The sequence below is a fragment of the Thalassospira sp. TSL5-1 genome, assembly GCF_001907695.1.
GTDB lineage: Bacteria > Pseudomonadota > Alphaproteobacteria > Rhodospirillales > Thalassospiraceae > Thalassospira.
In genome coordinates this window covers 1,202,670-1,222,451 of sequence record NZ_KV880638.1, presented here as the reverse complement: position 1 = coordinate 1,222,451, position 19,782 = coordinate 1,202,670, and the positions used below count along the sequence as shown (strand labels likewise).

The window sequence follows — 19,782 nt, the reverse complement described above, 5'->3', positions numbered from 1 at the left end:
CACAGGCTGGAGAAAGCTGTACCCCCGTCACAGTATCTTCTGATACCGTAATTTCCGGAACGTCAGACTGTGTTTCCTGGACAGGCGGCAATATTGAGGTTGGATCGAACGGCACTATTGCAACCACAGTCACCAGCAATGCTATCTCCACTAATGCTCATGCAAATGCCTTAGGCAATCTTACAAATCTTGGCGAGATCTCCTCGACCACCCAAGCTGCAATCAATTTGAATTCGGTTGACGTCGGAACGATCGCAAACTCCGGTACAATCAAATCAGGTTCGGCGGCAGTTATGATCGGCAACGGGTCCATAACCTCTTTTATTAACGATACAAACGGCCAAATAACTGGTCAGAGTGGCCTTTCCTTTGCCGCGACGGTCGGCAGTATTGTCAATCGCGGAACAATAAAAAACACCTCTACTGGAATATATTCTTCTGGTCCGACAAAAACCATTACCAACGAAAGCACGGGTTTGATTGAAGCTCAAATAGGACTGCGCTTAAACGCGAACACCGTTGAAACACTTACAAATAACGGCACAATCACGGGCAATTTCATTGGTATGCGGTTAGACGCTGGTGCTAAAATCAATAGCCTGAATAACGGCGGCACAATCATCTCCGGTGGAATTGCTACCCTCTTGATTACCAACGGCACGCAAATCGTTTCCCTTACCAATAGCGGTAAAATTGCGGGCGCAATCGCTAATCTGTCCGGGTCCGGATTAACAATTTCCGGCGGAAATTCTTCATACGGATTGTTCACCGGCGCATCCGGGAATACGGGCAGCGCAGACATTGGCAATATTACTCACACTGCTGCCAATCTGACCTTCGACCACGGCTACATCTGGCTCAATGATAACGTTAATATTGGCGGCAACAAGGTTCAGGTCAATACTGCGACAATCAAGCTCTCCAATGCCATCAACATCACCGGCAATTATACCCAAACCGGCGGCGGGCTGGTCTCCGTCATCACCAGCGATAGCCAGCATGGGGTGCTGAATGTGACGGGGCAGGCCAATATCAGCAATACCACACTGGTCCTTCAGGGCAGCAACCTCAAAGCGGGTGACAGCTACACCATTGTCAGTGTGGGCGATTTAGGAGGCGGTACCAGCATTACATCGGTTTCCATCACTGGCACCCGCGGCCTTGCGGCCACGACCGAAGAAAATGGCGGCAATCTGGTCGCGACACTGATAAAGGGTCCGGACAAATACAGCCCGGTCGGGCAGGCAACAGGCGGGGTTGCTTCCCCGTTTGGCAGTGTGCTTGACAGACTTAACGGCGGAAACTCCGCCCAGGCGCAGGCCTTCCAAAGCAACGTTCTGGCCGTGATTGACAGCCTGCCCACCGAACAGCAAAAGGGGGCCGCCATCAAACAGCTTGCCCCGGCCAATGCCGCCAACACCATGCAAATGTCGGCCCAGGCAACATCGATTGTGCTGGGCGCGGTAGATGCCCACCAGCAACTGGTGATGGGCGGTGATGGCGGGGCCCATGCCGGGGCGGGCAAGGCTGCCGGGAATGACATCGCACATAGCGCGCTGTGGGGGCAGTTCCTGGGTGGATCATCCCATTTGGCCGGAAGTTCGGATAATGACGGCTTTACCAGCAAAAGTTTCGGCCTGACCTCTGGCTTTGACCATATGATCACACCGAACCTGCTGGGCGGTGTCGCGCTTAGCTGGCTGCGATCCTGGACCGATGGCAGTAACGATTCCAGCGGATCAACCCAGCGCCTTGATAGCTATCAGCTCACCGCCTACAGCACCTATCGACTGGGCCGTTTGAGCCTTGATGGACAGGCCGGATTTGGCTGGAACCATTTTGATCAAAAGCGCAATGTCTCGTTCCTCGGCCAAACCGCCGGTGCCGATTATGACGGCCAGCAATATATGGCGCGCGCCCGGGCCGGGTATGATTTTTCCGTAGGCGCCAATACCACCCTTACGCCCTTTGCCAGCCTGCGCTGGATTCATGCGCGCAACGAGTCCTATGACGAAACCGGGGCCGGATCGGCCAACCTGTCGGTTGATGCGCAAAACAGCGATGTTGTGACCCAGGAACTTGGCACACGTGCACAATGGCAGTTTGATACCGCCTATGGCACACTCACCCCGGAAATTTCGGCAGCATGGGTGCATGACTATACCGATAGCGCCCAGACATCGACCGGACAAATCGGCGGGGCGGCCTATTCGGTTGAAACCGAAGGACTGCCATCCGACGGCGTGCATATCGGCGCGGCCCTGTCGCTGGCGGCAACGGACAGCACCGATATTCGGCTGGAATATGATGGCGAATTACGCGCTGGTTATCAAAGCCAGACAGCAACGCTGAAGGCGAGCTGGAATTTCTAAGACGGGCACTGTTCTGAAATCCCCTGATCAAACGGCGGTTCAGACGGACCGCCGTTTTCTTTTGGCGCGATACATTACAGACCATAAAAAAGGGCCACCCGGAAATTCCCGGATGGCCCTGATCAAGTCGCAATCGCGATAAACGCCCGGATTAACCGCGGGTTAGCGGTTTGTATTTGATGCGGTGCGGGCGGGTGGCCTCTTCACCGTAACGGCGTTTGTAATCGGCTTCATATTCCTGATAGTTGCCTTCAAACCATTCGACATGCGAATTGCCTTCATAGGCCAGGATGTGGGTGGCGATACGGTCAAGGAAGAAACGATCGTGCGAGATAACCACGGCACAACCGGCAAATTCCAGCAGACCTTCTTCAAGGGCACGCAACGTATCAACGTCAAGGTCGTTGGTCGGTTCGTCAAGCAGCAGAACGTTTGCGCCCGATTTCAACATCTTGGCAAGGTGGACGCGGTTCCGCTCGCCACCGGAAAGCTGACCGACTTTTTTCTGCTGGTCGGCACCTTTGAAGGCGAACTGCGACACATAGGCCCGCGAGCTCATCGGACGTTTACCCAAAAGGATCTCGTCCAGCCCGTCCGACACTTCCTGCCAGACGGTTTTGTTCGGATCAAGTGCATCACGCGACTGATCAACATAGCCCATCTTGACAGTTTCACCGATCTTCAGCGTTCCGGCATCCGGGGTGTCAGCACCGGTCAGCATTTTAAACAGCGTAGTTTTACCCGCCCCGTTCGGACCGATCACCCCAACAATACCCCCCGGCGGCAGGCGGAAATCAAGGTTTTCAAACAGAAGTTTATCATCAAATGCCTTGGTCAGGCCTTCGGCAGTGATCACTTCATTGCCCAGACGCTCGGACACCGGAATAACGATCTTGGTTGAATCCGGTACGGCCTTTGCGGCTTCGGCGACAAGATCATCATAGGCGCGAACACGGGCCTTGGATTTCGCCTGACGGCCTTTCGGGTTCTGACGAATCCAGTCCAGTTCCGAAGCCAGCTGCTTCTGACGGCTGCCTTCCTGACGGGCTTCCTGCGCCAGACGCTTCTGTTTCTGTTCAAGCCAGGATGAATAGTTGCCTTCATACGGGATGCCCTGACCACGGTCGAGCTCAAGGATCCAGCCGGTCACGTTATCGAGGAAATAACGATCGTGGGTAACCAGAATAACAGTCCCTTGATAGTCCTCGAGGTGACGTTCAAGCCAGGCAACGGATTCAGCGTCAAGGTGGTTGGTCGGTTCGTCAAGCAGCAGAATGTCCGGCTTGGCCAGAAGCAGACGGCAAAGTGCGACACGGCGGCGTTCACCACCTGAAAGCTTGGTCACGTCGGCATCTTTGGGCGGGCAACGCAGGGCGTCCATCGCGATTTCCAGCGTCCGCTCCAGATCCCAGCCATTGGCGGCATCAATACGTTCCTGAAGCTCGCCCTGCTCGGCCAGCAGATCGTTCATTTCATCGTCGGTCATCGGTTCGGCGAATTTTGCACTGATGTCGTTGAAACGCGCCAGATCGTCAACAACCTGCCCGCACCCTTCCATCACGTTGCCCAAAACGTCTTTTGCCGGGTCCAACTGCGGTTCCTGTTCAAGGTAGCCGACATTCACACCCTCTGCCGGCCATGCTTCACCGGCGTAATCCTTTTCGATGCCTGCCATGATTTTAAGCAGCGTCGATTTACCGGCACCGTTATTCCCGAGAACACCGATTTTAACGCCCGGCAGGAAGGACAGCGTAATGCCCTTGAAAAGTTCGCGACCACCCGGAAGGATCTTGGTCAGGTCCTTCATGACGTAAATATACTGGTAGGATGCCATTAAATTCCCCATCCAAAATGAACCGCGCCCCATAATTGCGGGGCAAATATTGTGCGCCGTTTGTAACCGAGCTGCCCCTTACAAACAACGGCAAAGAACCAAAACCGGCAATTTCACACCCGATACCTGCCATGTTCCAATCAATGGCAGCATTTTAATGATCCAGTCGATGATCAAACGGCAATACAGGTTTATCTGATCTGGCATTTAGCGTGCAATGTGCAACCACACAGCCTGAAAAAGCCTTTAAGGGGCTTCTATCCCGCCTGACCTGGCAAGACTTTAGTCGAATCCCGATCTGTCAGGACCCGCACCAAAATCAATCAACGCCCTGTTTTAAAAATGTTTTTTCTAACGCAGCATATTAACCCGCAGATTTATTCGACTAAGGGTTAGTTCATGGTCAAGGCACAAAGCTGTTAGGAAAATTGGATGGTGCAGCGTGCAACCAGCGCGATCACGCACTGCATTTTTCTAAAGTCCGGGTGATCAATAACAATATTACCCAACCCGGCACGGGAAGGTTCATATCCGAGGAAGGAGACGCGCAATGGAAGACAAATCCGGCGCAGAATACTGGAGACGCAATGTCAAACTGGTGCTGACCCTACTGGTCATCTGGTTTGTTGTCTCTTATGGCTGCGGCATTCTGTTTGTCGATGCCCTCAATACGATTTCAATTGCCGGTTTCCAGCTTGGTTTCTGGTTTGCCCAACAAGGGTCGATCTATGTCTTTGTGGCACTGATCTTCGTTTATGTCTGGCAGATGAACAAGCTGGATCGTGAGTTTAACGTCCGGGAAGACGAATAGGCCCGCGCAGGCCAATTTGTATTGGGGAGCATTTAAATGGATCTTACGACCCTTACATATATTGCTGTGGGCTTAAGCTTCGCGCTTTATATCGGTATTGCCATTTGGGCAAAGGCCAGCACGACTGGCGAATTTTATGTGGCTGGCTCCGGGGTGAACCCGGTTGTCAACGGCATGGCAACAGCGGCGGACTGGATGTCGGCGGCGTCGTTCATTTCAATGGCCGGTCTGATTGCCTTCTTGGGCTATGGTGGCTCGGTTTATCTGATGGGCTGGACGGGCGGTTACTGCCTGCTGGCGATGTTGCTCGCACCTTATTTGCGTAAATACGGCAAATTCACCGTACCAGAATTTATTGGCGACCGTTTCTATTCAAAAACGGCGCGTATTGTTGCGGTTATCTGCCTGATCTTCATTTCCTTTACCTATGTCGCAGGCCAGATGCGCGGCGTTGGCATTGTGTTTTCGCGTTTTCTTGAAGTAGACCTTCTGACCGGCCTGGTCATTGGCATGGGCATTGTGTTCATCTATGCCGTGCTGGGTGGCATGAAGGGGGTGACCTATACCCAGGTGGCCCAATATTGCGTGCTGATCGTGGCCTATACTGTTCCGGCAATTTTCATTGCCTTTCAGTTGACCGGCAATCCGATCCCGCAGCTGGCCTTTGGTTCCACGGTGAATGGGACCGGCGAGTTTATGCTGCAACGCCTTAACCAGGTCGTGACCGAACTGGGTTTCCTAGAATACACCACCACCAACAAATCCACGATCGACATTTTCGCCATTACCCTGGCGCTGATGGTCGGCACGGCGGGCCTGCCGCACGTTATTGTCCGTTTCTTTACCGTACCTAAGGTGCGTGATGCCCGCTCATCTGCCGGTTGGGCGCTGGTTTTCATTGCCATTCTTTACACCACCGCCCCGGCTGTGGGCGCAATGGCCCGCCTGAACCTGACCGAAACGGTGCAGACCGGCCCGGTAGGGTCGCCCGATGGCAACCTGGTATTTGAAGAGCGCCCGGACTGGATGAAACGCTGGGAAAGCACCGGCCTTTTGGGATTTGAAGACAAAAACGGTGATGGCCGCATTCAGTATTACAACGATGCCAATGCCGACTTTGCCGCCAAGGCCGCCGAATATGGCTGGAAAGGCAATGAACTGAAGGTCGACCGCGATATCATGGTGCTGGCCAACCCGGAAATTGCCCAGCTTCCAAACTGGGTGATCGCACTGGTGGCTGCCGGGGGTATTGCCGCGGCCCTTTCAACCGCCGCGGGCCTGCTTTTGGTGATTTCATCAAGCATCTCGCATGACCTTTTGAAAGGCACCTTTACGCCCGATATGACCGAAAAGCAGGAACTGATGACGGGCCGCATTGCCGCAGCCGTTGCCATCGGCATTGCCGGCTATCTGGGCTATAACCCGCCGGGCTTTGTCGCACAGGTGGTTGCCTTTGCCTTTGGTCTGGCGGCAGCATCGCTGTTCCCGGTCATCATCATGGGGATTTTCTCCAAGAAGGTGAACCGCGAGGGCGCCATTGCCGGGATGCTGACCGGGCTTGTCTTCACGATGGGCTATATCGTGGCCTATAAGGGTGTGTTCATCACACCGCTCCTTGCCAATACCGCCGAAAACTGGCTGTTTGGCATTTCACCGGAAGGCATTGGTGCGGTTGGCATGTTGCTGAATTTCATTGTGGCCTTTGCCGTTTCCAAAATGACGGAAGAACCGCCACTGCATATTCAGGACATGGTCGAGCAAATCCGTATCCCCAAAGGAGCCGGGGCAGCTGTTGACCACTAAAACCGGCGACACACATTCTGGTTGAAAAAATTTCGGCCAAAATGAACAGGGACCCTCGCGATGTCAAAGACATGCGGGGGTCTTTGCGTTAGGGTTGGTGCAATTGAAACGTGATATTGTCGGTCGCGCGACCCGACCCATTTGCACGCGGGGGAATGACATGAGCCTTGAGTTAAAAGACATTCGCGATTTTTTAGCAGCCCATCACCCGTTTGACCTGCTGCCGGGCAGTGCGCTGGACCAGATCCCGGCGCGCCTGACGGCACGGTATTTCCGCAAGGGGTCGGTCATTTTACAACCCGATATTACCTGTCTGCATTTGCATATTGTGCGCACCGGTGCGGTTGAAACCCAATCGCCCGATGGCCATTTGCTCGCCCGCCTGTCGGAAGGGGAATGTTTTGGCGTGCGCGCCATGTTTCGCGGGGGCAAGGCCGCCAACCGCATCACGGCCATTGAAGACACCCTGGTCTACCAACTGCCCGAAAGCGATTTTCACGATCTGGCTGGCAAGCACCCGCAATTTGCCTATTTCTTTGAATTAATGGGCGGAGCACGGTTGCGCGGCGGCATGCAAATGGCCGAGGCCCGCGACGAAGACCAGCTAAAACTGATGAGCCTGCAGGTCAAAGACCTGATTGGCCGTGATGTGGTCAGCCTGCCGCAAACCGCAACCCTGCTCGAAACCGGGCAGCATATGAACAAAGAACGTGTTTCCTGCCTGCTTCTGACAGACGAGGCTGGCAAAATCGCCGGAATTGTCACCGACCGCGACCTGCGCAACCGCGTAGTGGCCCAGGGGCTGGATTATGCCACCCCGGTTTCCCGCGTCATGACGCCCAACCCCATTTCCATCGCCCCCGATGCCTATGCCTTTGATGCCCTGCTGACCATGACACGGCATAATATCCGCCATTTGCCGGTCGTGGCCCCGGGCGCAGACACACCCGTTGGTGTCATTACCACCACCAACCTGTTAATGCGCCAGTCTTTGTCGGCGGTTTATATGGCCGGGCAAATCAGCAAAATGGACAATCCTGCCGATATGGCCGGTGTGATTGCGCAAATCCCCGAACTGTTACGCCAGTTGATTGATGCCGGTGCGACATCGCAAAATGCCGGGCATATCGTGACCACGCTCGCCGATACCGTAACATCGCGATTGCTGGAACTGGCCGAACAGAAATTTGGCCCCCCACCCGTCCCCTATGTGTGGCTTGCTGGTGGCTCACAGGGACGGCAGGAACAAACCGCCATTTCCGACCAGGATAACTGCCTGATGCTGGATGATGCCTATGACAGCGCCCAACATGGCGACTATTTCCGCAATCTGGCGGAATTTGTCTGTGATGGCCTAAACACCGCGGGCTATGTATATTGCCCGGGCGAAATGATGGCGAAAACCGAAAAATGGCGCCAGTCAGTGGCAACCTGGCAGCGTTATTTCACCACCTGGATCCAAAGCCCGGAACCCAAGGCTTTAATGCTGTGTTCGGTCTGGTTTGACCTGCGCCCGATTTATGGCAAAACAAGCCTGTATGAGCAATTGCACCGCCAAATTTTAACAATGGCATCGGGCAACCGCATTTTCCTGGCCTTTATGGTCGGCAATGCCCAAAGCCATCAGGTGCCGTTGGGGTTTTTCCGCAACTTTGTCATGATCCGGGGGGGCGAGCATGACCGCACCCTGGATATGAAACATAGTGGCGTGGTGCCGATTGTTGATATTGCCCGCATTCATGCGCTGGGCAATGGCATTGCGGCGGTAAATACCACTGCCCGCCTGCAAGCCGCCCTGCATACCAGTTCGATCAGCGCGCAAGGCGCGCGCGATTTGATGGATGCCTATGAATTTATCAGCATTACCCGCCTGAAACACCAGGTCGCGCAAATTCGCGATGGTCAACGGCCCGACAACTTTTTACATCCCGAAAGCCTTTCCGCCTTCGAGCGAAGTCACCTCAAGGATGCCTTTAACGTGATAAAAACACTGCAATCCGCGCTTGAAAGCAGCTTTGGCAAAAGCGGCACCTGATGATAACAAAACCCGGCGAGCACAGCGCCTTTGATATAAAAGCAATGCAGGATAGAATATGGGTCTTCAGGAAAAGCTAAAAGACAGCCAGTTTTACCGGCGCTGGAACCGCAACCGCGCCAAAGGCCCGCTGGCGCAATTTTACGACATTCCCCCGGTTGCCCCGGAACGCCGGGTTTCCGATGTGGAATTTGTTGCAGTTGACCTGGAAACCACCGGCCTGCACCCGAAAAAGGATGCCATTATCAGCATTGGCTGGGTGGTTGTGCGTAATCGCGGGGTGGATTTGTCCAGTGCGCATCATACGCTGGTGCGGCCCAACCGTGATGTACGCGAAAGCTCTGCCGTTATTCACGGCATTTTGGACAGCCACCTGGAAAATGCGCCCGATATCGATGACATCCTGCGTCAGCTTTTGCCGATACTGGCCGGGCGCGTCCTGCTGGCACATCACGCGCCGATTGAACTGGGATTTTTAGGAAGGGCCTGCAAACGGCTTTATGGGGCCTCGCTGCAAATGCCAACTGTGGATACACTGGTTTTGGGCCTGCGCGATATTCATCGCCAGGGCACCCCGCTCAAAAGTGGGGCACTGAAACTGCAAAACCTGCGCAAGACCCATAATTTACCCCCCTATCGCGCCCACAACGCCCTAACCGATGCCATTGCCACGGCCGAACTTTTTCTGGCCCAGATCGACAAGCGTGATCCTAAAGGCGAACTTGAGCTGGACCGTGTCCTGCGATAAGTCATTGGCAGGGTTTTACCGCGCACTTCGCCGCAAAAGCAGGAATCTGGCACCATGTTTGTCTTTATTTTCACCACCATCGTGGTCGGCTTTGCCTGCGCGGGCATTATCATGCTGGGGTTTCGCCTGACCGGGCGCAAGGCCCCCAAATATCTGATACCGCTCACCGCCGCCCTTGGCATGTTTGGTTATATGATCTGGGATGATTATAGCTGGTTTGACCGCATTTCGGCCCGTCTGCCCGATAATGTCATTGTCACCGAAACATTTACCGCCAACACGCCCTATAAACCCTGGACGCTGATCAACCCGCCCATCGATCGCTTTACCGCAATAGATGCGGGCAAAAATGTTGCCAACCCGCAAAACCCGTTACAAAAACAAATCACAACGGTGTATTTGCAAAAGGGCCATCCGGCGATGGCAACGACCCGGCTGATTGATTGTGATAGCAAGCAGGCAGGCTTCATTACCCCCGCCACAAACCTTGATCATAACGGCTTTCCGACAGACGACATCAAGATGGAACCGCTGGCGGCCAACGACCCGGCCCTGAAGGCCGCCTGCCAGAATTAAGCAGCCCTCCCCATTTTCACCCCTGCCTCTCCGGTTCGCAATCCTGACGGGCCAAAGGTTGCTTGACCTATCGTTATATCCAATGAAATATAGCGATAATTGATTTATTGATAACCGGAGCCCCCTATGTTCAGCCCTTTGCCCCGCCCGCTGCTGTGCCTGGCAGCAGGAATTGGTCTTTTCGTTATGCCCGCCTTTGCCCATGCCAGGGACATAACCGTTTTTGCCGCCGCCAGCCTGACCGACGCAATGGGCGATGTTGCCAAGGCCTATGAGGCACAAAACCCGGACGACCATGTGCGCCTGTCATTTGCCAGTTCATCCACCCTGGCACGCCAGATTGCGGCGGGTGGCCCGGCAGAAATTTTTATTTCCGCCAATGAAAAATGGATGGACTGGCTATCGGACCAGGACCTGCTGGAGACAGGCACCCGCCGCGACCTTTTGGGTAATTCGCTGGTATTAATTGCACCGAAAGACAGCAAACTGGGCGATATAACGCTGAGCGGCAAAAGCGATTTGACCCGCCTGATTGGCAAGGATGACCGCATTGCAATGGGCGACCCGGACCATGTGCCAGCCGGTATCTATGGCAAACAGGCACTGGGCAACCTTGGCATGTGGGAAAAAACCGAACCCCGCCTGGCACGGGCCGATAATGTGCGCGCCGCCCTGGCCCTGGTGGAACGCGGCGAAAGCCCGCTGGGCATTGTGTATGGTACCGATGCCGCGATCAGCAAGGGCGTTAAAATTATTGCGACTTTCCCGGCAAACAGCCATCCTGCCATCACCTATCCGGTTGCGGTGATGAAAGGTATGAAAAACCCGGCATCCACCGGCCTGCTGGATTTTTTGAAATCACCTGATGCACGCGCTGTTTTCCGCCAATATGGCTTTCGCATGCCGCAAGAATAACAGGCCCCATCCCCCATGACGCTGTCGCCTGCCGAAATTGATGCCCTGCTGTTAAGCCTGAAAATTGCCGCTGTCGCCGTGGCAGGGGCCCTGCCCTTTGCCATATTGGCGGCCAGCGCGCTGACATTCGGGCGGTTTCCCGGCCGGTTTCTGCTTGATGCCATTGTGCATTTACCGCTGATTTTGCCGCCGGTGGTAATGGGGTATTTGCTGCTGATCAGCTTTGGCACCCGTGCGCCCATCGGGGCGTGGCTGCTTCATACATTTGATATTCGCCTGGTCTTTAGCTGGAGCGGGGCGGCGCTGGCGGCAGGTATTGTCAGCTTTCCCTTTCAGGTGCGTGCCATACGCATTGCGCTGGAAAATATGGATCCCGGCCTGCATCAGGCCGCCGAAACACTGGGTGCCGGGCCGTTTGACCGGTTTATAAACATCACCCTGCCCCTGGCCCTGCCCGGCATCATTGCCGGGGCAATTACCGCCTTTAGTGCCAGCCTGGGCGAATTTGGCGCGATTATTACCTTTGTTTCCAACATTCCCGGCGAAACCCGCACCCTGCCACTGGCGATTTATACCGCCATTCAAACACCGGGGGGCGAACTGGCGGCCGCCCGGCTTGCCGCACTTTCGATTGGTTTGGCCCTGTGCGGATTGATCATTTCGGAAATGGCGATGCGCGGCATCCGCCAGAAACTGACCGGGCAGGTCCGCTCATGAGCCTTCAAATCGACATTCGCCATCAGGTCGGAAGCCTTGATTTACAGGCGCGCTTCACCGTGGACCAGCCGGGCATTACGGCCCTGTTTGGCCCCTCGGGCAGCGGTAAAACCACCCTGATCAACGCCATTGCCGGGTTAATCAGACCCGATGCCGGGACCATTACCCTCAATGACTGCACGGTTTTTGATGAAGGGACGAAAATCCATTTACCGCCCCGCAAACGGCGGGTGGGCTATGTGTTTCAGGATGCGCGCTTATTTCCGCATTTAACCGTGCGCAAAAACCTGTTTTTTGCCCATCGCCGGTCTGCAAATCCCCTGCCCGAAAATGAGATCGAGGCCATCATTGCCATGCTGGGTATTGGCGATTTGCTGTCGCGCCGCCCGGCAAAACTTTCGGGTGGGGAAAGGCAGCGTGTCTCTCTGGGCCGTGCGCTGTTGGGCAACCCGGATATTTTATTGCTCGACGAGCCCTTGTCGGCCCTTGATCAGGCGCGCAAGGAAGAAATCCTGCCGTATCTGGAGGCGCTGCGCGATCAGCGCCGCCTGCCAATTTTATATGTCAGCCATTCAATTGATGAAGTCGCCCGGCTGGCCGACCATATCGTGGTCATGGAAAAGGGCCGCGTGCGCGCCAGCGGGTCGGTATTTGATATTCTGGCCCAAACCGACCTGGCCCCGTTAACCGGGCAGTTTGATGCCGGGGCGGTGATCCCCGCGACAATAACAGGGCATGATCCCAAAGGCGGCATTACCTATTTGGGCTGTGCCGGGCATCAATTGATTGTACCGCTTTTACCTTCGGCGAACACTACGACCACCCACGCCAGCACCATCCCGCAACAAACCCGCCTGCATATTCGCGCACGCGATGTCATGATCGCAACATCCATTCCCGACGGTATTAGCGCCAATAACATTTTGCCCGCCACCATTGCTGCCCTGACCCCGGTTGGCACCAGCAATATCGAGGCCGCCCTTCGCCTGGGACATGCCGCCAAGGGCAGAACATTAACAACACCGATCATCCAGGCCCGCATCACCAACTGGTCGGCACAGCGCCTGTCACTGGAAGTTGGTCAGCAGGTTTATGCCGTGATCAAATCGGTCACAGTGGATGGCAAATTGCGCGAAATTGGGTCCTAAAGATCGTCCGTTTCGTCAGACGCGGATGCCGGGACCAGACAACGGGCAAGATCATCAAGGTTTTGCGCCATTGCCACCCTGGCCTGTTCTTCCGCCGCCAGATAAAGGGCGATAATGCGTTCACCCATGTCGGTTAACGTTGCACCACCATGGGCCTTGCCGCCAATGCGGGTTTCAATCACCGGGCTGGCAAAACTTTTATTTAACTCGTCGATCAGCAACCAGGCCCGACGATAGGACATGCCCATCGTGCGCGCCGCCGCGGAGATCGATGCCTCCCGGGCAACCGCGCGCAACAAATCAACCTTGCCATAGCCAAGGCGCACCCCGCCCGGCAGGTCAATTTTCAAACGGATTTTAAGGTCTTTGCCCTGTGTCATCAGGCCAGATTATCCAAACGCCGGGATCCTGCCAATGGCAAACGGGCCGAATATACGGCCCGCCAGCTATCCTTCATACCTTTAGTTCACTGGCGTTATCAGGGGCTTACCGGCAAAAAACGCCACCAGATTATCCACAACAAGCTGCCCCATCGCATTGCGTGTTTCCACTGTGCCGCTGGCGTGATGCGGATAAATCACGACATTTTCAAAATCGGCAAAAGACGGGTTCATATGCGGTTCGTTATGAAAAACATCCAGCCCCGCCCCGGCAATAATACCATCGCGTAGTGCCGTAATCAGGGCAGGCTCATCCACCACCGTACCACGCGCGATATTCACAACATAACCCGTCGGCCCCAGGGCACGCAGCACATTCATATCAATCAGGTTGCGGGTCGCCTCCCCGCCCGGGCAGGCCAGTACCAGCACATCGGCCCAGTCGGCCAGTTTCAGCAAATCCTCAAAATAGGGATAGGGAACATCATCCTGCTGTGAACGGCCAAAATAACCCAGTTCCACCCCAAACGGTTCGGCCCGGCTGGCAATCGCCTTGCCAATGCGGCCCAAGCCGACAATGCCAACCTTTTTGCGATTTAAGGTCGTTGTTAACGGCATCGCGCCATTTTTTGACCAATTGCCGCTGCGCGCCCATTGGTCACCAACCACAAGGCGGCGCAGGGTTGCCAGCATCAGCATGATCGCGGTGTCAGCCACATCATCATTAAGCACATCAGGCGTATTGGTGACACGAATACCGCGTTCGGTGCAGGCGGCAATATCGATGGAATCATATCCCACACCGAAACTGGTAATCACTTCGAGTTTCGGCAATTTATCCATCAATTCCACCGAAACCCCCACCCCGGCGGTTGTCATCACCAGGCGCACCTTATCGGCAACACTTTCAAGCAGGGCTTCACGGTCATCACTTTTGTCATAGCGATGCAGGGTATATTCCTGCGCCAGCTTTTCCATTTGATGCGGCAATGCAGGCGAAACGACAAGAACGTCATGGTTTTCAGACATGATTCAATCTCCCGGAAGGGCGATCCTGCTGCCAGACCGGCAAGACCACCAAAGAATAACGAATATCCACCACAATGCCCGCAAGCCGCCACATCATGCAATGCCCGAAGGAAAGTTTGTTCAAAAACAGCAATCTATTCGCGGCCACATACAAAAACTGCCGCCCGTAAAACAGGCGGCAGTATGCAGAAGATTACCTACTGATCCGGGATGCGATTTGCGCCCTTACAGCGTTTCGGCGTTATAGGCCCGCGCGGTTTCATTGAGAATATTCAGCTTGTCGGCATCGCTGCCCTTTTCAAAGGCTTCGCGAAAGGCGCTGCACAGTTCGACATAGCGTTTGGCCTGGTCTTCGGCGGTTTTACGCGACAAAGGCTGGTCCCGATAGGCATCGATAAAGCGGTTGGCGATCATGCCCAGCAGCAAGAACGGGGCGGCATCGCCCGATTTTTCGGTAATGGCGGTTGCGGCAATGCGACTGCATTCTTCATAGGCCTGAACGCCAAGGGCATCGCCCTGCATTACGGTGATCAATTTTTCGTACATTCTGGTATCCCTTCTCAAAGATTAATTTCCGTCGCCCCGCCATGCTGCCCCGACCATTGGGTCGGATTGGTCAGAAAGGCTTCAACTTCATCGAGGGTTTTGGGGTCAAAATAGTTCTGGGCCTTGCACACAGCCAGCACATCCCACCAGGTTGCCAGCCAGTGCAGTTCCAGCCCGTGTTCTTTCAGCTTTTCGCGGGTTTGCGGGAAAATGTCGTAATAGAAAATCACCAGCGTATCGGTGACATTGGCACCAGCCCGACGCAATGCCTCGCAGAAATTGATTTTACTGCCGCCATCGGTGGTCAAATCTTCGACCAGCAACACATTCGCACCTTCGACGATATCCCCCTCGATCTGCGCATCGCGGCCAAAGCCCTTGGGTTTTTTGCGCACATATTGCATGGGCAGGGCCAACTTGTCGGCCAGCCAGGCGGCAAATGGAATACCTGCTGTTTCCCCACCCGCAACGGCCTGGAATTTCTGAAAGCCCGCATTGCGCAAAATTTGCGAGGCGGCAAAATCCATCAGGGTCATGCGAATGCGCGGATAGGAAATCAGTTTGCGGCAATCAATATAAACCGGACTGGCAAGACCCGAGGTAAAGGTAAACGGCTTGTCGGCCCGAAAATGTACCGCCTCGATCTCAAGCAGCATTTTTGCCGTCATTTCGGCCATCAGGGCACGTTCGGGAAAGGCATTGGAAAACATCTCAGGTCCTCGTTTTGTTTACAGCATCGCCCTGATCCGCCGATAGTGCCGCTTCGGGATGCCAATAAAGCGGAAATCCCGGATCAAATACCGTTAGCGAACCTTCGTCCGTATCGATTTTAGCCGATACCTCAAAGGGCGTTTGCCTTTTAACCAGCCTGATGCGCGCCTCGTTGGGCACCAGACGATAAAAGGCTGGGCCATTCAATGACGCAAAAGCCTCCAGATGGTCAAGCGCGCCTTCTTCTTCAAACACATGTGCCAGGCAGGAAAGGGTGTTTGGCGCGGTAAACATCCCCGCACAGCCACAGGCACTTTCCTTGCGCGCATCGAGATGCGGGGCGGAATCCGTGCCCAGGAAAAACTTTCCATTGCCCGATGTTGCAGCACGGCGCAGGGCCAAGCGGTGCTTTTCGCGTTTTGCCACCGGCAAACAGTAATAATGCGGGCGAATACCGCCCACCAGCATGGCATTGCGGTTAATGATCAAATGGTGCGTGGTGATGGTTGCCGCAATATTGGCCCCACTTTCCCACACATATTGCACACCTTCTTCGGTAGTGATGTGCTCCATGATGATGCGCAGTTCAGGCACCCGGTCAACAATGCGGCGCAGCACCTTGTCGATAAAAACCGCCTCGCGGTCAAAAATATCAATCGCCGGGTCGGTGACTTCACCATGTACACATAACGGAATTCCCAGCAGGGCCATGCGTTCCAAAACCGGCATGACGTGGTCAATATCGCGCACACCGGAATCGGAATTGGTGGTCGCCCCTGCCGGATAAAGTTTAAGGGCCGAAATCAACCCCGCCTCATAGGATGCTGCCACCTCATCGGCATTGGTGGTTTCGGTCAGATACAGCGTCATCAGCGGGGTAAAATCATGCCCGGCGGGCACGGCGGCCAAAATGCGGTCGCGATAGGCCCGGGCATCATCCCCGCTCACCACGGGCGGCACCAGATTGGGCATAATAATCGCACGGGCAAAGTTTGCACTGCTATAGGGCAGCACCGCCCGCATCGTCGTCCCATCGCGCAAGTGCAAATGCCAGTCATCCGGGCGGCGCAACGTCAATTCTGTTGCGGTCATGCGGCCTCCGAATGGATCAGATATTCATACAAAACCGAGCTTGCCGCCATGAAGTCATCAATCTCCATTGCTTCGCGCGGGTTGTGTGATCCGTTCCGGTTACGAATAAAGATCATGCCGGTCGGAACCCCGTTATTGGCAAAAACGGCGGCATCATGCCCCGCCCCGCTGGGCATGACATAATCCTCAAACCCAAGGCGGCGCATGGCAGCCGAAATACCCGCCACCACATCGCCATCGCACAGGGCCGGGGCCACGCCCAGTTCGTCGTCCAGTTCAAACCGGACTTTGCGGTTGCGTTCAACAATGCGCATATGGGCACGCAGCAAATCGCGCATCGCGTCCAGCGTTGAAGCATCCTGGCTGCGCACATCCAGACTAAAGGATATGCTATCGGGAATACGGGCAATGGCGTGCTTTTGCGGATCGGTACCGACAACACCACTGGTTAAAACCAGGTCATCGCCCTTTTGCAAAATGGTGTCCCAGTCGTCATCCAGGCGGGTGAACAGGTCCGCTGCGGCCAGCACCGGGTCCCGGCGATAGGCACGCGGCACCGCACCGGAATGGCCCGCTTCGCCAATGCACGTAATCGCCTTGTGGCGGAAATTACCGCGAATGCCCGACACATTGGCGACTGGCAAATCCTTGTTCACCAGCAGCGGACCCTGTTCGATATGCAGTTCGACATAGGCCAGCAGGCGCGACGGATCAAACAGCTTTTCCCCTGCCTTCACCGGGGCCATATCAATGCCAATCTCGGCCATATGATCGGCCAGCGGGCGATTATCACCCTTGTGGCGAGCCGAAAGCTCCGTTGAACCCAAAAGGCCAAACAGCGCCTTGGAGCCAATATAACACGGGCCGTACCAAGCACTTTCCTCGCCGCGCAGGGCAATCACCTTGACCGGGCGGGAAAAGCGGCGGCCTTCGTTTTTGGCACGCACCAGGCACATCAACCCGGCGAGAATACCGGCCAACCCATCAAAATTGCCGCCATTGGGCACGCTATCGGCGTGTGACCCAACCAGCACAAATTTCTCCGCCGCCTTGTCTTCGGGCAGGGAAAACAGCGCATTGCAGGCGGCATCAAATTCAACTTCAAGCCCGTGTTTGCGGGCGAATTCCACCAGATAATCAATCGTGGCCGTTTCAATGGCCGAATAAGCCGGGCGGCTAACCCCTTCGGTATCGGCGGTTTGTGCACCAATATCGGCAAACAGGCTGGCAACAAGGTCACGGTCCTGCTGCGAAAAGGTTGATCGCGGAACGATAGTGTTCATGGTGCGGCCTCCATAAAGACAACGGTGTCGGCGGCTTCCTCGTCACGGACGCTGCCAATCAGATCCCGGACCGAAGCGATATTGTGCGTGCGCAGATAGGCTTCCAATTCGCCAATCATTTGCACCATCACAGTCGGATGAATGAAGGTCGCCGTCCCCACCTGCACGGCAGATGCCCCGGCAATCAAATATTCCAGCACATCATCAATGGTGGAAATGCCGCCACAGCCAATAACGGGAATATCCACCGCCTTGGCGCACTGATAGGCCATGCGCAGGCTGATCGGTTTTAGCGACGGGCCAGAAAGCCCGCCCATCAAATTCCCCAAACGCGGTTTGCGCGAGTGCACGTCAATCGACATGGACAGCATGGTGTTTGAAACCACCAGGGCATCGGCCCCGCCTTCCTCGGCGGCACGGGCGACGTCCGATGTTTCGCCGGTATTGGGGGTTAATTTCGCCCATAACGGCAAGTCGGTCGCAGCACGCAATTTGCGCATCACATCCAGCGTCGATGCCGGGCGCATGGCAAAGGCCTTGCCGTCTTCCTCGATATTGGGGCAGGAAATATTGACCTCGATCGCCGCCACACCCGGCACACTGATTTCTTCGCACAGGCGAGCAAATTCATCGGCGGTGTTGCCAGAAATGCTAACCACCAGCGGGCTGTTATAGGCCTGATAAAACGGCACCATATTGGCAATAAACTGCCCAACACCCTTGCTGGGAATGCCAATGGAATTCAGCATCGATCCCGACACTTCGCACACACGCGGCGTTGGGTTGCCCTGACGAATGCCGCGCGTGATGGTTTTTGTTACCAGCGCGCCCAGCAAATTCAGGTCAAACACCGTCACCAGATCCTCGGAGAATGTCCCCGAGGCGGGCATAATCGGATTTTTCAGGCACAAATCGCCGATTTGAACGGAAAGATCTACCATCCCATTGCCTCCTGAAGGTCAAATACAGGGCCTTCCTTGCACACCCGTTTATGCACAATGCCGCTTTCCGCCCGGAAAGAGCGCACACAGCACTGGCACATGCCCAGCCCGCAGGCCATTTGCTGTTCCAGGGCAATTTCGCCAGGAATGCCATGTTTGGCGCCGATTTCCTGAAGCAGCTTCAACAATCGGTTGGACCCACAGGTATAAAAGGCGTCAATCCCCTGATCGGCAATCAGGCCTTCAATCACGCCCTGCAAATGGGCCAGATCAGACGTCCCTTCGCTATCGGTGACGGTAATAATCTCCGCGCCCAAATCACGGAAATAATCAATCGACATCAGCAATTCAGGCGAACGGGCACTACAAATCGCGGTTAGTTTTTTGCCCAGGCGCTGTGCTTCCAACGCCAGCGGTGCCAGCGTTGCCAGCCCCACACCACGGGCTAACAACAACAGGTTTTGCCAGTTATCAGCAATATGAAAGCCCTGGCCTAACGGCCCCACAACATTCAGGCTTTCGCCGGTTTTAAGCTCCGCTAACGCAGCGGTCCCCTCGCCTGCGATTTTATAGAGAAACTGCAATTCGCCCTTTTCCGGGAAATAGCCATAGATGCTCATGGGGCGGCGCAGATAGGGATGATGGCCCCCGCGCACCGGGCACTGGATGTGGAAAAACTGGCCCGGCGTGCAGTTCAGGATCTCGGCCGGGGCATCGAGGATCAGCAGCCGATAGTCGTTATTTACCGGCGTATTGCTTTTGACCAGGCATTCACTTTCAAATACCCGTTCGTTCGCCGGAATGGAATCCGGCGTTACATGTAGGACAGCGGCAGTCATTG

18 protein-coding genes are annotated in these 19,782 nt (G+C 55.2%); 9 read left to right on the top strand and 9 right to left on the bottom strand.

The window, feature by feature from the left end:
- Positions 1-566 precede the first annotated feature (566 nt).
- The gene (locus LF95_RS15180; RefSeq protein ID WP_168173711.1) at positions 567-2,372 is read left to right on the top strand and encodes an autotransporter family protein; all 1,806 of its coding nucleotides are present in this window, start codon (positions 567-569) and stop codon (positions 2,370-2,372) included.
- A 151-nt stretch (positions 2,373-2,523) separates the two neighbouring features.
- Here the strand turns inward: LF95_RS15180 and ettA are convergent, their stop codons facing one another.
- The gene (ettA, locus tag LF95_RS15175) at positions 2,524-4,206 is read right to left on the bottom strand and encodes an energy-dependent translational throttle protein EttA (RefSeq protein ID WP_073956314.1); all 1,683 of its coding nucleotides are present in this window, start codon (positions 4,204-4,206) and stop codon (positions 2,524-2,526) included.
- A gap of 550 nt (positions 4,207-4,756) precedes the next feature.
- Here ettA and LF95_RS15170 point away from each other — a divergent pair.
- From LF95_RS15170 to modC, 8 genes are all read left to right on the top strand, one after another.
- Entirely contained in the window at positions 4,757-5,017 is a 261-nt protein-coding gene (locus tag LF95_RS15170; RefSeq protein ID WP_073955864.1) for a DUF4212 domain-containing protein, read from the top strand.
- Positions 5,018-5,053: 36 nt separating this feature from the next.
- Complete coding sequence (locus LF95_RS15165; RefSeq protein ID WP_073955863.1) at positions 5,054-6,820, top strand: sodium:solute symporter family protein; 1,767 nt, start codon at positions 5,054-5,056, stop codon at positions 6,818-6,820.
- 160 nt (positions 6,821-6,980) lie between these two features.
- Positions 6,981-8,855, top strand: coding sequence for a putative nucleotidyltransferase substrate binding domain-containing protein (locus LF95_RS15160; protein ID WP_073955862.1), 1,875 nt, complete (start codon positions 6,981-6,983; stop codon positions 8,853-8,855).
- A gap of 58 nt (positions 8,856-8,913) precedes the next feature.
- Positions 8,914-9,603, top strand: a complete 690-nt coding sequence (locus LF95_RS15155) for an exonuclease domain-containing protein (protein ID WP_073955861.1) — start codon at positions 8,914-8,916, stop codon at positions 9,601-9,603.
- A gap of 54 nt (positions 9,604-9,657) precedes the next feature.
- On the top strand, positions 9,658-10,179 hold the full coding sequence (locus tag LF95_RS15150; RefSeq protein WP_073955860.1) for a hypothetical protein: 522 nt from the start codon (positions 9,658-9,660) through the stop codon (positions 10,177-10,179).
- A 126-nt stretch (positions 10,180-10,305) separates the two neighbouring features.
- Entirely contained in the window at positions 10,306-11,094 is a 789-nt protein-coding gene (modA, locus tag LF95_RS15145) for a molybdate ABC transporter substrate-binding protein (protein ID WP_073955859.1), read from the top strand.
- Between the two features lie 15 nt (positions 11,095-11,109).
- Positions 11,110-11,811 carry a molybdate ABC transporter permease subunit gene (modB, locus tag LF95_RS15140; protein WP_073955858.1) on the top strand — a complete coding sequence of 234 codons (702 nt, stop codon included), beginning with the start codon at positions 11,110-11,112 and terminating at the stop codon, positions 11,809-11,811.
- Entirely contained in the window at positions 11,808-12,959 is a 1,152-nt protein-coding gene (gene modC, locus LF95_RS15135; RefSeq protein WP_073955857.1) for a molybdenum ABC transporter ATP-binding protein, read from the top strand. The genes modB and modC overlap by 4 nt, the downstream gene beginning before the upstream one ends.
- On the opposite strand, the gene LF95_RS15130 is transcribed toward modC, so the two are convergent.
- The 8 genes from LF95_RS15130 to LF95_RS15095 all read right to left on the bottom strand — a co-directional run bounded on the left by LF95_RS15130 (position 12,956) and on the right by LF95_RS15095 (position 19,780).
- Entirely contained in the window at positions 12,956-13,339 is a 384-nt protein-coding gene (locus tag LF95_RS15130) for a winged helix-turn-helix domain-containing protein (protein ID WP_073955856.1), read from the bottom strand. The genes modC and LF95_RS15130 overlap by 4 nt on opposite strands.
- Positions 13,340-13,420: 81 nt before the next feature.
- Positions 13,421-14,368, bottom strand: a complete 948-nt coding sequence (locus LF95_RS15125; RefSeq protein ID WP_073955855.1) for a 2-hydroxyacid dehydrogenase — start codon at positions 14,366-14,368, stop codon at positions 13,421-13,423.
- 225 nt (positions 14,369-14,593) lie between these two features.
- Positions 14,594-14,914 carry a hypothetical protein gene (locus LF95_RS15120; protein WP_073955854.1) on the bottom strand — a complete coding sequence of 107 codons (321 nt, stop codon included), beginning with the start codon at positions 14,912-14,914 and terminating at the stop codon, positions 14,594-14,596.
- Between the two features lie 14 nt (positions 14,915-14,928).
- The gene (locus LF95_RS15115) at positions 14,929-15,624 is read right to left on the bottom strand and encodes an orotate phosphoribosyltransferase (RefSeq protein ID WP_073955853.1); all 696 of its coding nucleotides are present in this window, start codon (positions 15,622-15,624) and stop codon (positions 14,929-14,931) included.
- Between the two features lies 1 nt (position 15,625).
- Positions 15,626-16,717 carry a dihydroorotase gene (gene pyrC, locus LF95_RS15110; protein WP_073955852.1) on the bottom strand — a complete coding sequence of 364 codons (1,092 nt, stop codon included), beginning with the start codon at positions 16,715-16,717 and terminating at the stop codon, positions 15,626-15,628.
- Complete coding sequence (locus LF95_RS15105; RefSeq protein WP_073955851.1) at positions 16,714-18,000, bottom strand: Zn-dependent hydrolase; 1,287 nt, start codon at positions 17,998-18,000, stop codon at positions 16,714-16,716. Before LF95_RS15105 ends, pyrC begins: the two co-directional genes overlap by 4 nt.
- The gene (locus LF95_RS15100; RefSeq protein ID WP_073955850.1) at positions 17,997-18,941 is read right to left on the bottom strand and encodes a dihydroorotate dehydrogenase; all 945 of its coding nucleotides are present in this window, start codon (positions 18,939-18,941) and stop codon (positions 17,997-17,999) included. The genes LF95_RS15105 and LF95_RS15100 overlap by 4 nt, the downstream gene beginning before the upstream one ends.
- Positions 18,935-19,780: a dihydroorotate dehydrogenase electron transfer subunit gene (locus tag LF95_RS15095; RefSeq protein WP_073955849.1), complete on the bottom strand. Its 846-nt coding sequence runs from the start codon at positions 19,778-19,780 to the stop codon at positions 18,935-18,937. Before LF95_RS15095 ends, LF95_RS15100 begins: the two co-directional genes overlap by 7 nt.
- Positions 19,781-19,782 lie beyond the last annotated feature (2 nt).

What these genes read in the sequence shown, in the direction of transcription:
- LF95_RS15165 (WP_073955863.1), top strand. Translation starts at nt 5,054, where the DNA reads ATGGATCTTACGACCCTTACATATATTGCTGTGGGCTTAAGCTTCGCG.
- LF95_RS15150 (WP_073955860.1), top strand. Translation starts at nt 9,658, where the DNA reads ATGTTTGTCTTTATTTTCACCACCATCGTGGTCGGCTTTGCCTGCGCG.
- modA (WP_073955859.1), top strand. Translation starts at nt 10,306, where the DNA reads ATGTTCAGCCCTTTGCCCCGCCCGCTGCTGTGCCTGGCAGCAGGAATT.
- LF95_RS15130 (WP_073955856.1), bottom strand. Translation starts at nt 13,339, where the DNA reads ATGACACAGGGCAAAGACCTTAAAATCCGTTTGAAAATTGACCTGCCG.
- LF95_RS15180 (WP_168173711.1), top strand. Translation starts at nt 567, where the DNA reads ATGCGGTTAGACGCTGGTGCTAAAATCAATAGCCTGAATAACGGCGGC.
- LF95_RS15115 (WP_073955853.1), bottom strand. Translation starts at nt 15,624, where the DNA reads ATGTTTTCCAATGCCTTTCCCGAACGTGCCCTGATGGCCGAAATGACG.
- LF95_RS15160 (WP_073955862.1), top strand. Translation starts at nt 6,981, where the DNA reads ATGAGCCTTGAGTTAAAAGACATTCGCGATTTTTTAGCAGCCCATCAC.
- LF95_RS15095 (WP_073955849.1), bottom strand. Translation starts at nt 19,780, where the DNA reads ATGACTGCCGCTGTCCTACATGTAACGCCGGATTCCATTCCGGCGAAC.
- ettA (WP_073956314.1), bottom strand. Translation starts at nt 4,206, where the DNA reads ATGGCATCCTACCAGTATATTTACGTCATGAAGGACCTGACCAAGATC.
- LF95_RS15100 (WP_073955850.1), bottom strand. Translation starts at nt 18,941, where the DNA reads ATGGTAGATCTTTCCGTTCAAATCGGCGATTTGTGCCTGAAAAATCCG.
- modC (WP_073955857.1), top strand. Translation starts at nt 11,808, where the DNA reads ATGAGCCTTCAAATCGACATTCGCCATCAGGTCGGAAGCCTTGATTTA.
- pyrC (WP_073955852.1), bottom strand. Translation starts at nt 16,717, where the DNA reads ATGACCGCAACAGAATTGACGTTGCGCCGCCCGGATGACTGGCATTTG.
- LF95_RS15105 (WP_073955851.1), bottom strand. Translation starts at nt 18,000, where the DNA reads ATGAACACTATCGTTCCGCGATCAACCTTTTCGCAGCAGGACCGTGAC.
- LF95_RS15125 (WP_073955855.1), bottom strand. Translation starts at nt 14,368, where the DNA reads ATGTCTGAAAACCATGACGTTCTTGTCGTTTCGCCTGCATTGCCGCAT.
- LF95_RS15170 (WP_073955864.1), top strand. Translation starts at nt 4,757, where the DNA reads ATGGAAGACAAATCCGGCGCAGAATACTGGAGACGCAATGTCAAACTG.
- LF95_RS15120 (WP_073955854.1), bottom strand. Translation starts at nt 14,914, where the DNA reads ATGTACGAAAAATTGATCACCGTAATGCAGGGCGATGCCCTTGGCGTT.
- LF95_RS15155 (WP_073955861.1), top strand. Translation starts at nt 8,914, where the DNA reads ATGGGTCTTCAGGAAAAGCTAAAAGACAGCCAGTTTTACCGGCGCTGG.
- modB (WP_073955858.1), top strand. Translation starts at nt 11,110, where the DNA reads ATGACGCTGTCGCCTGCCGAAATTGATGCCCTGCTGTTAAGCCTGAAA.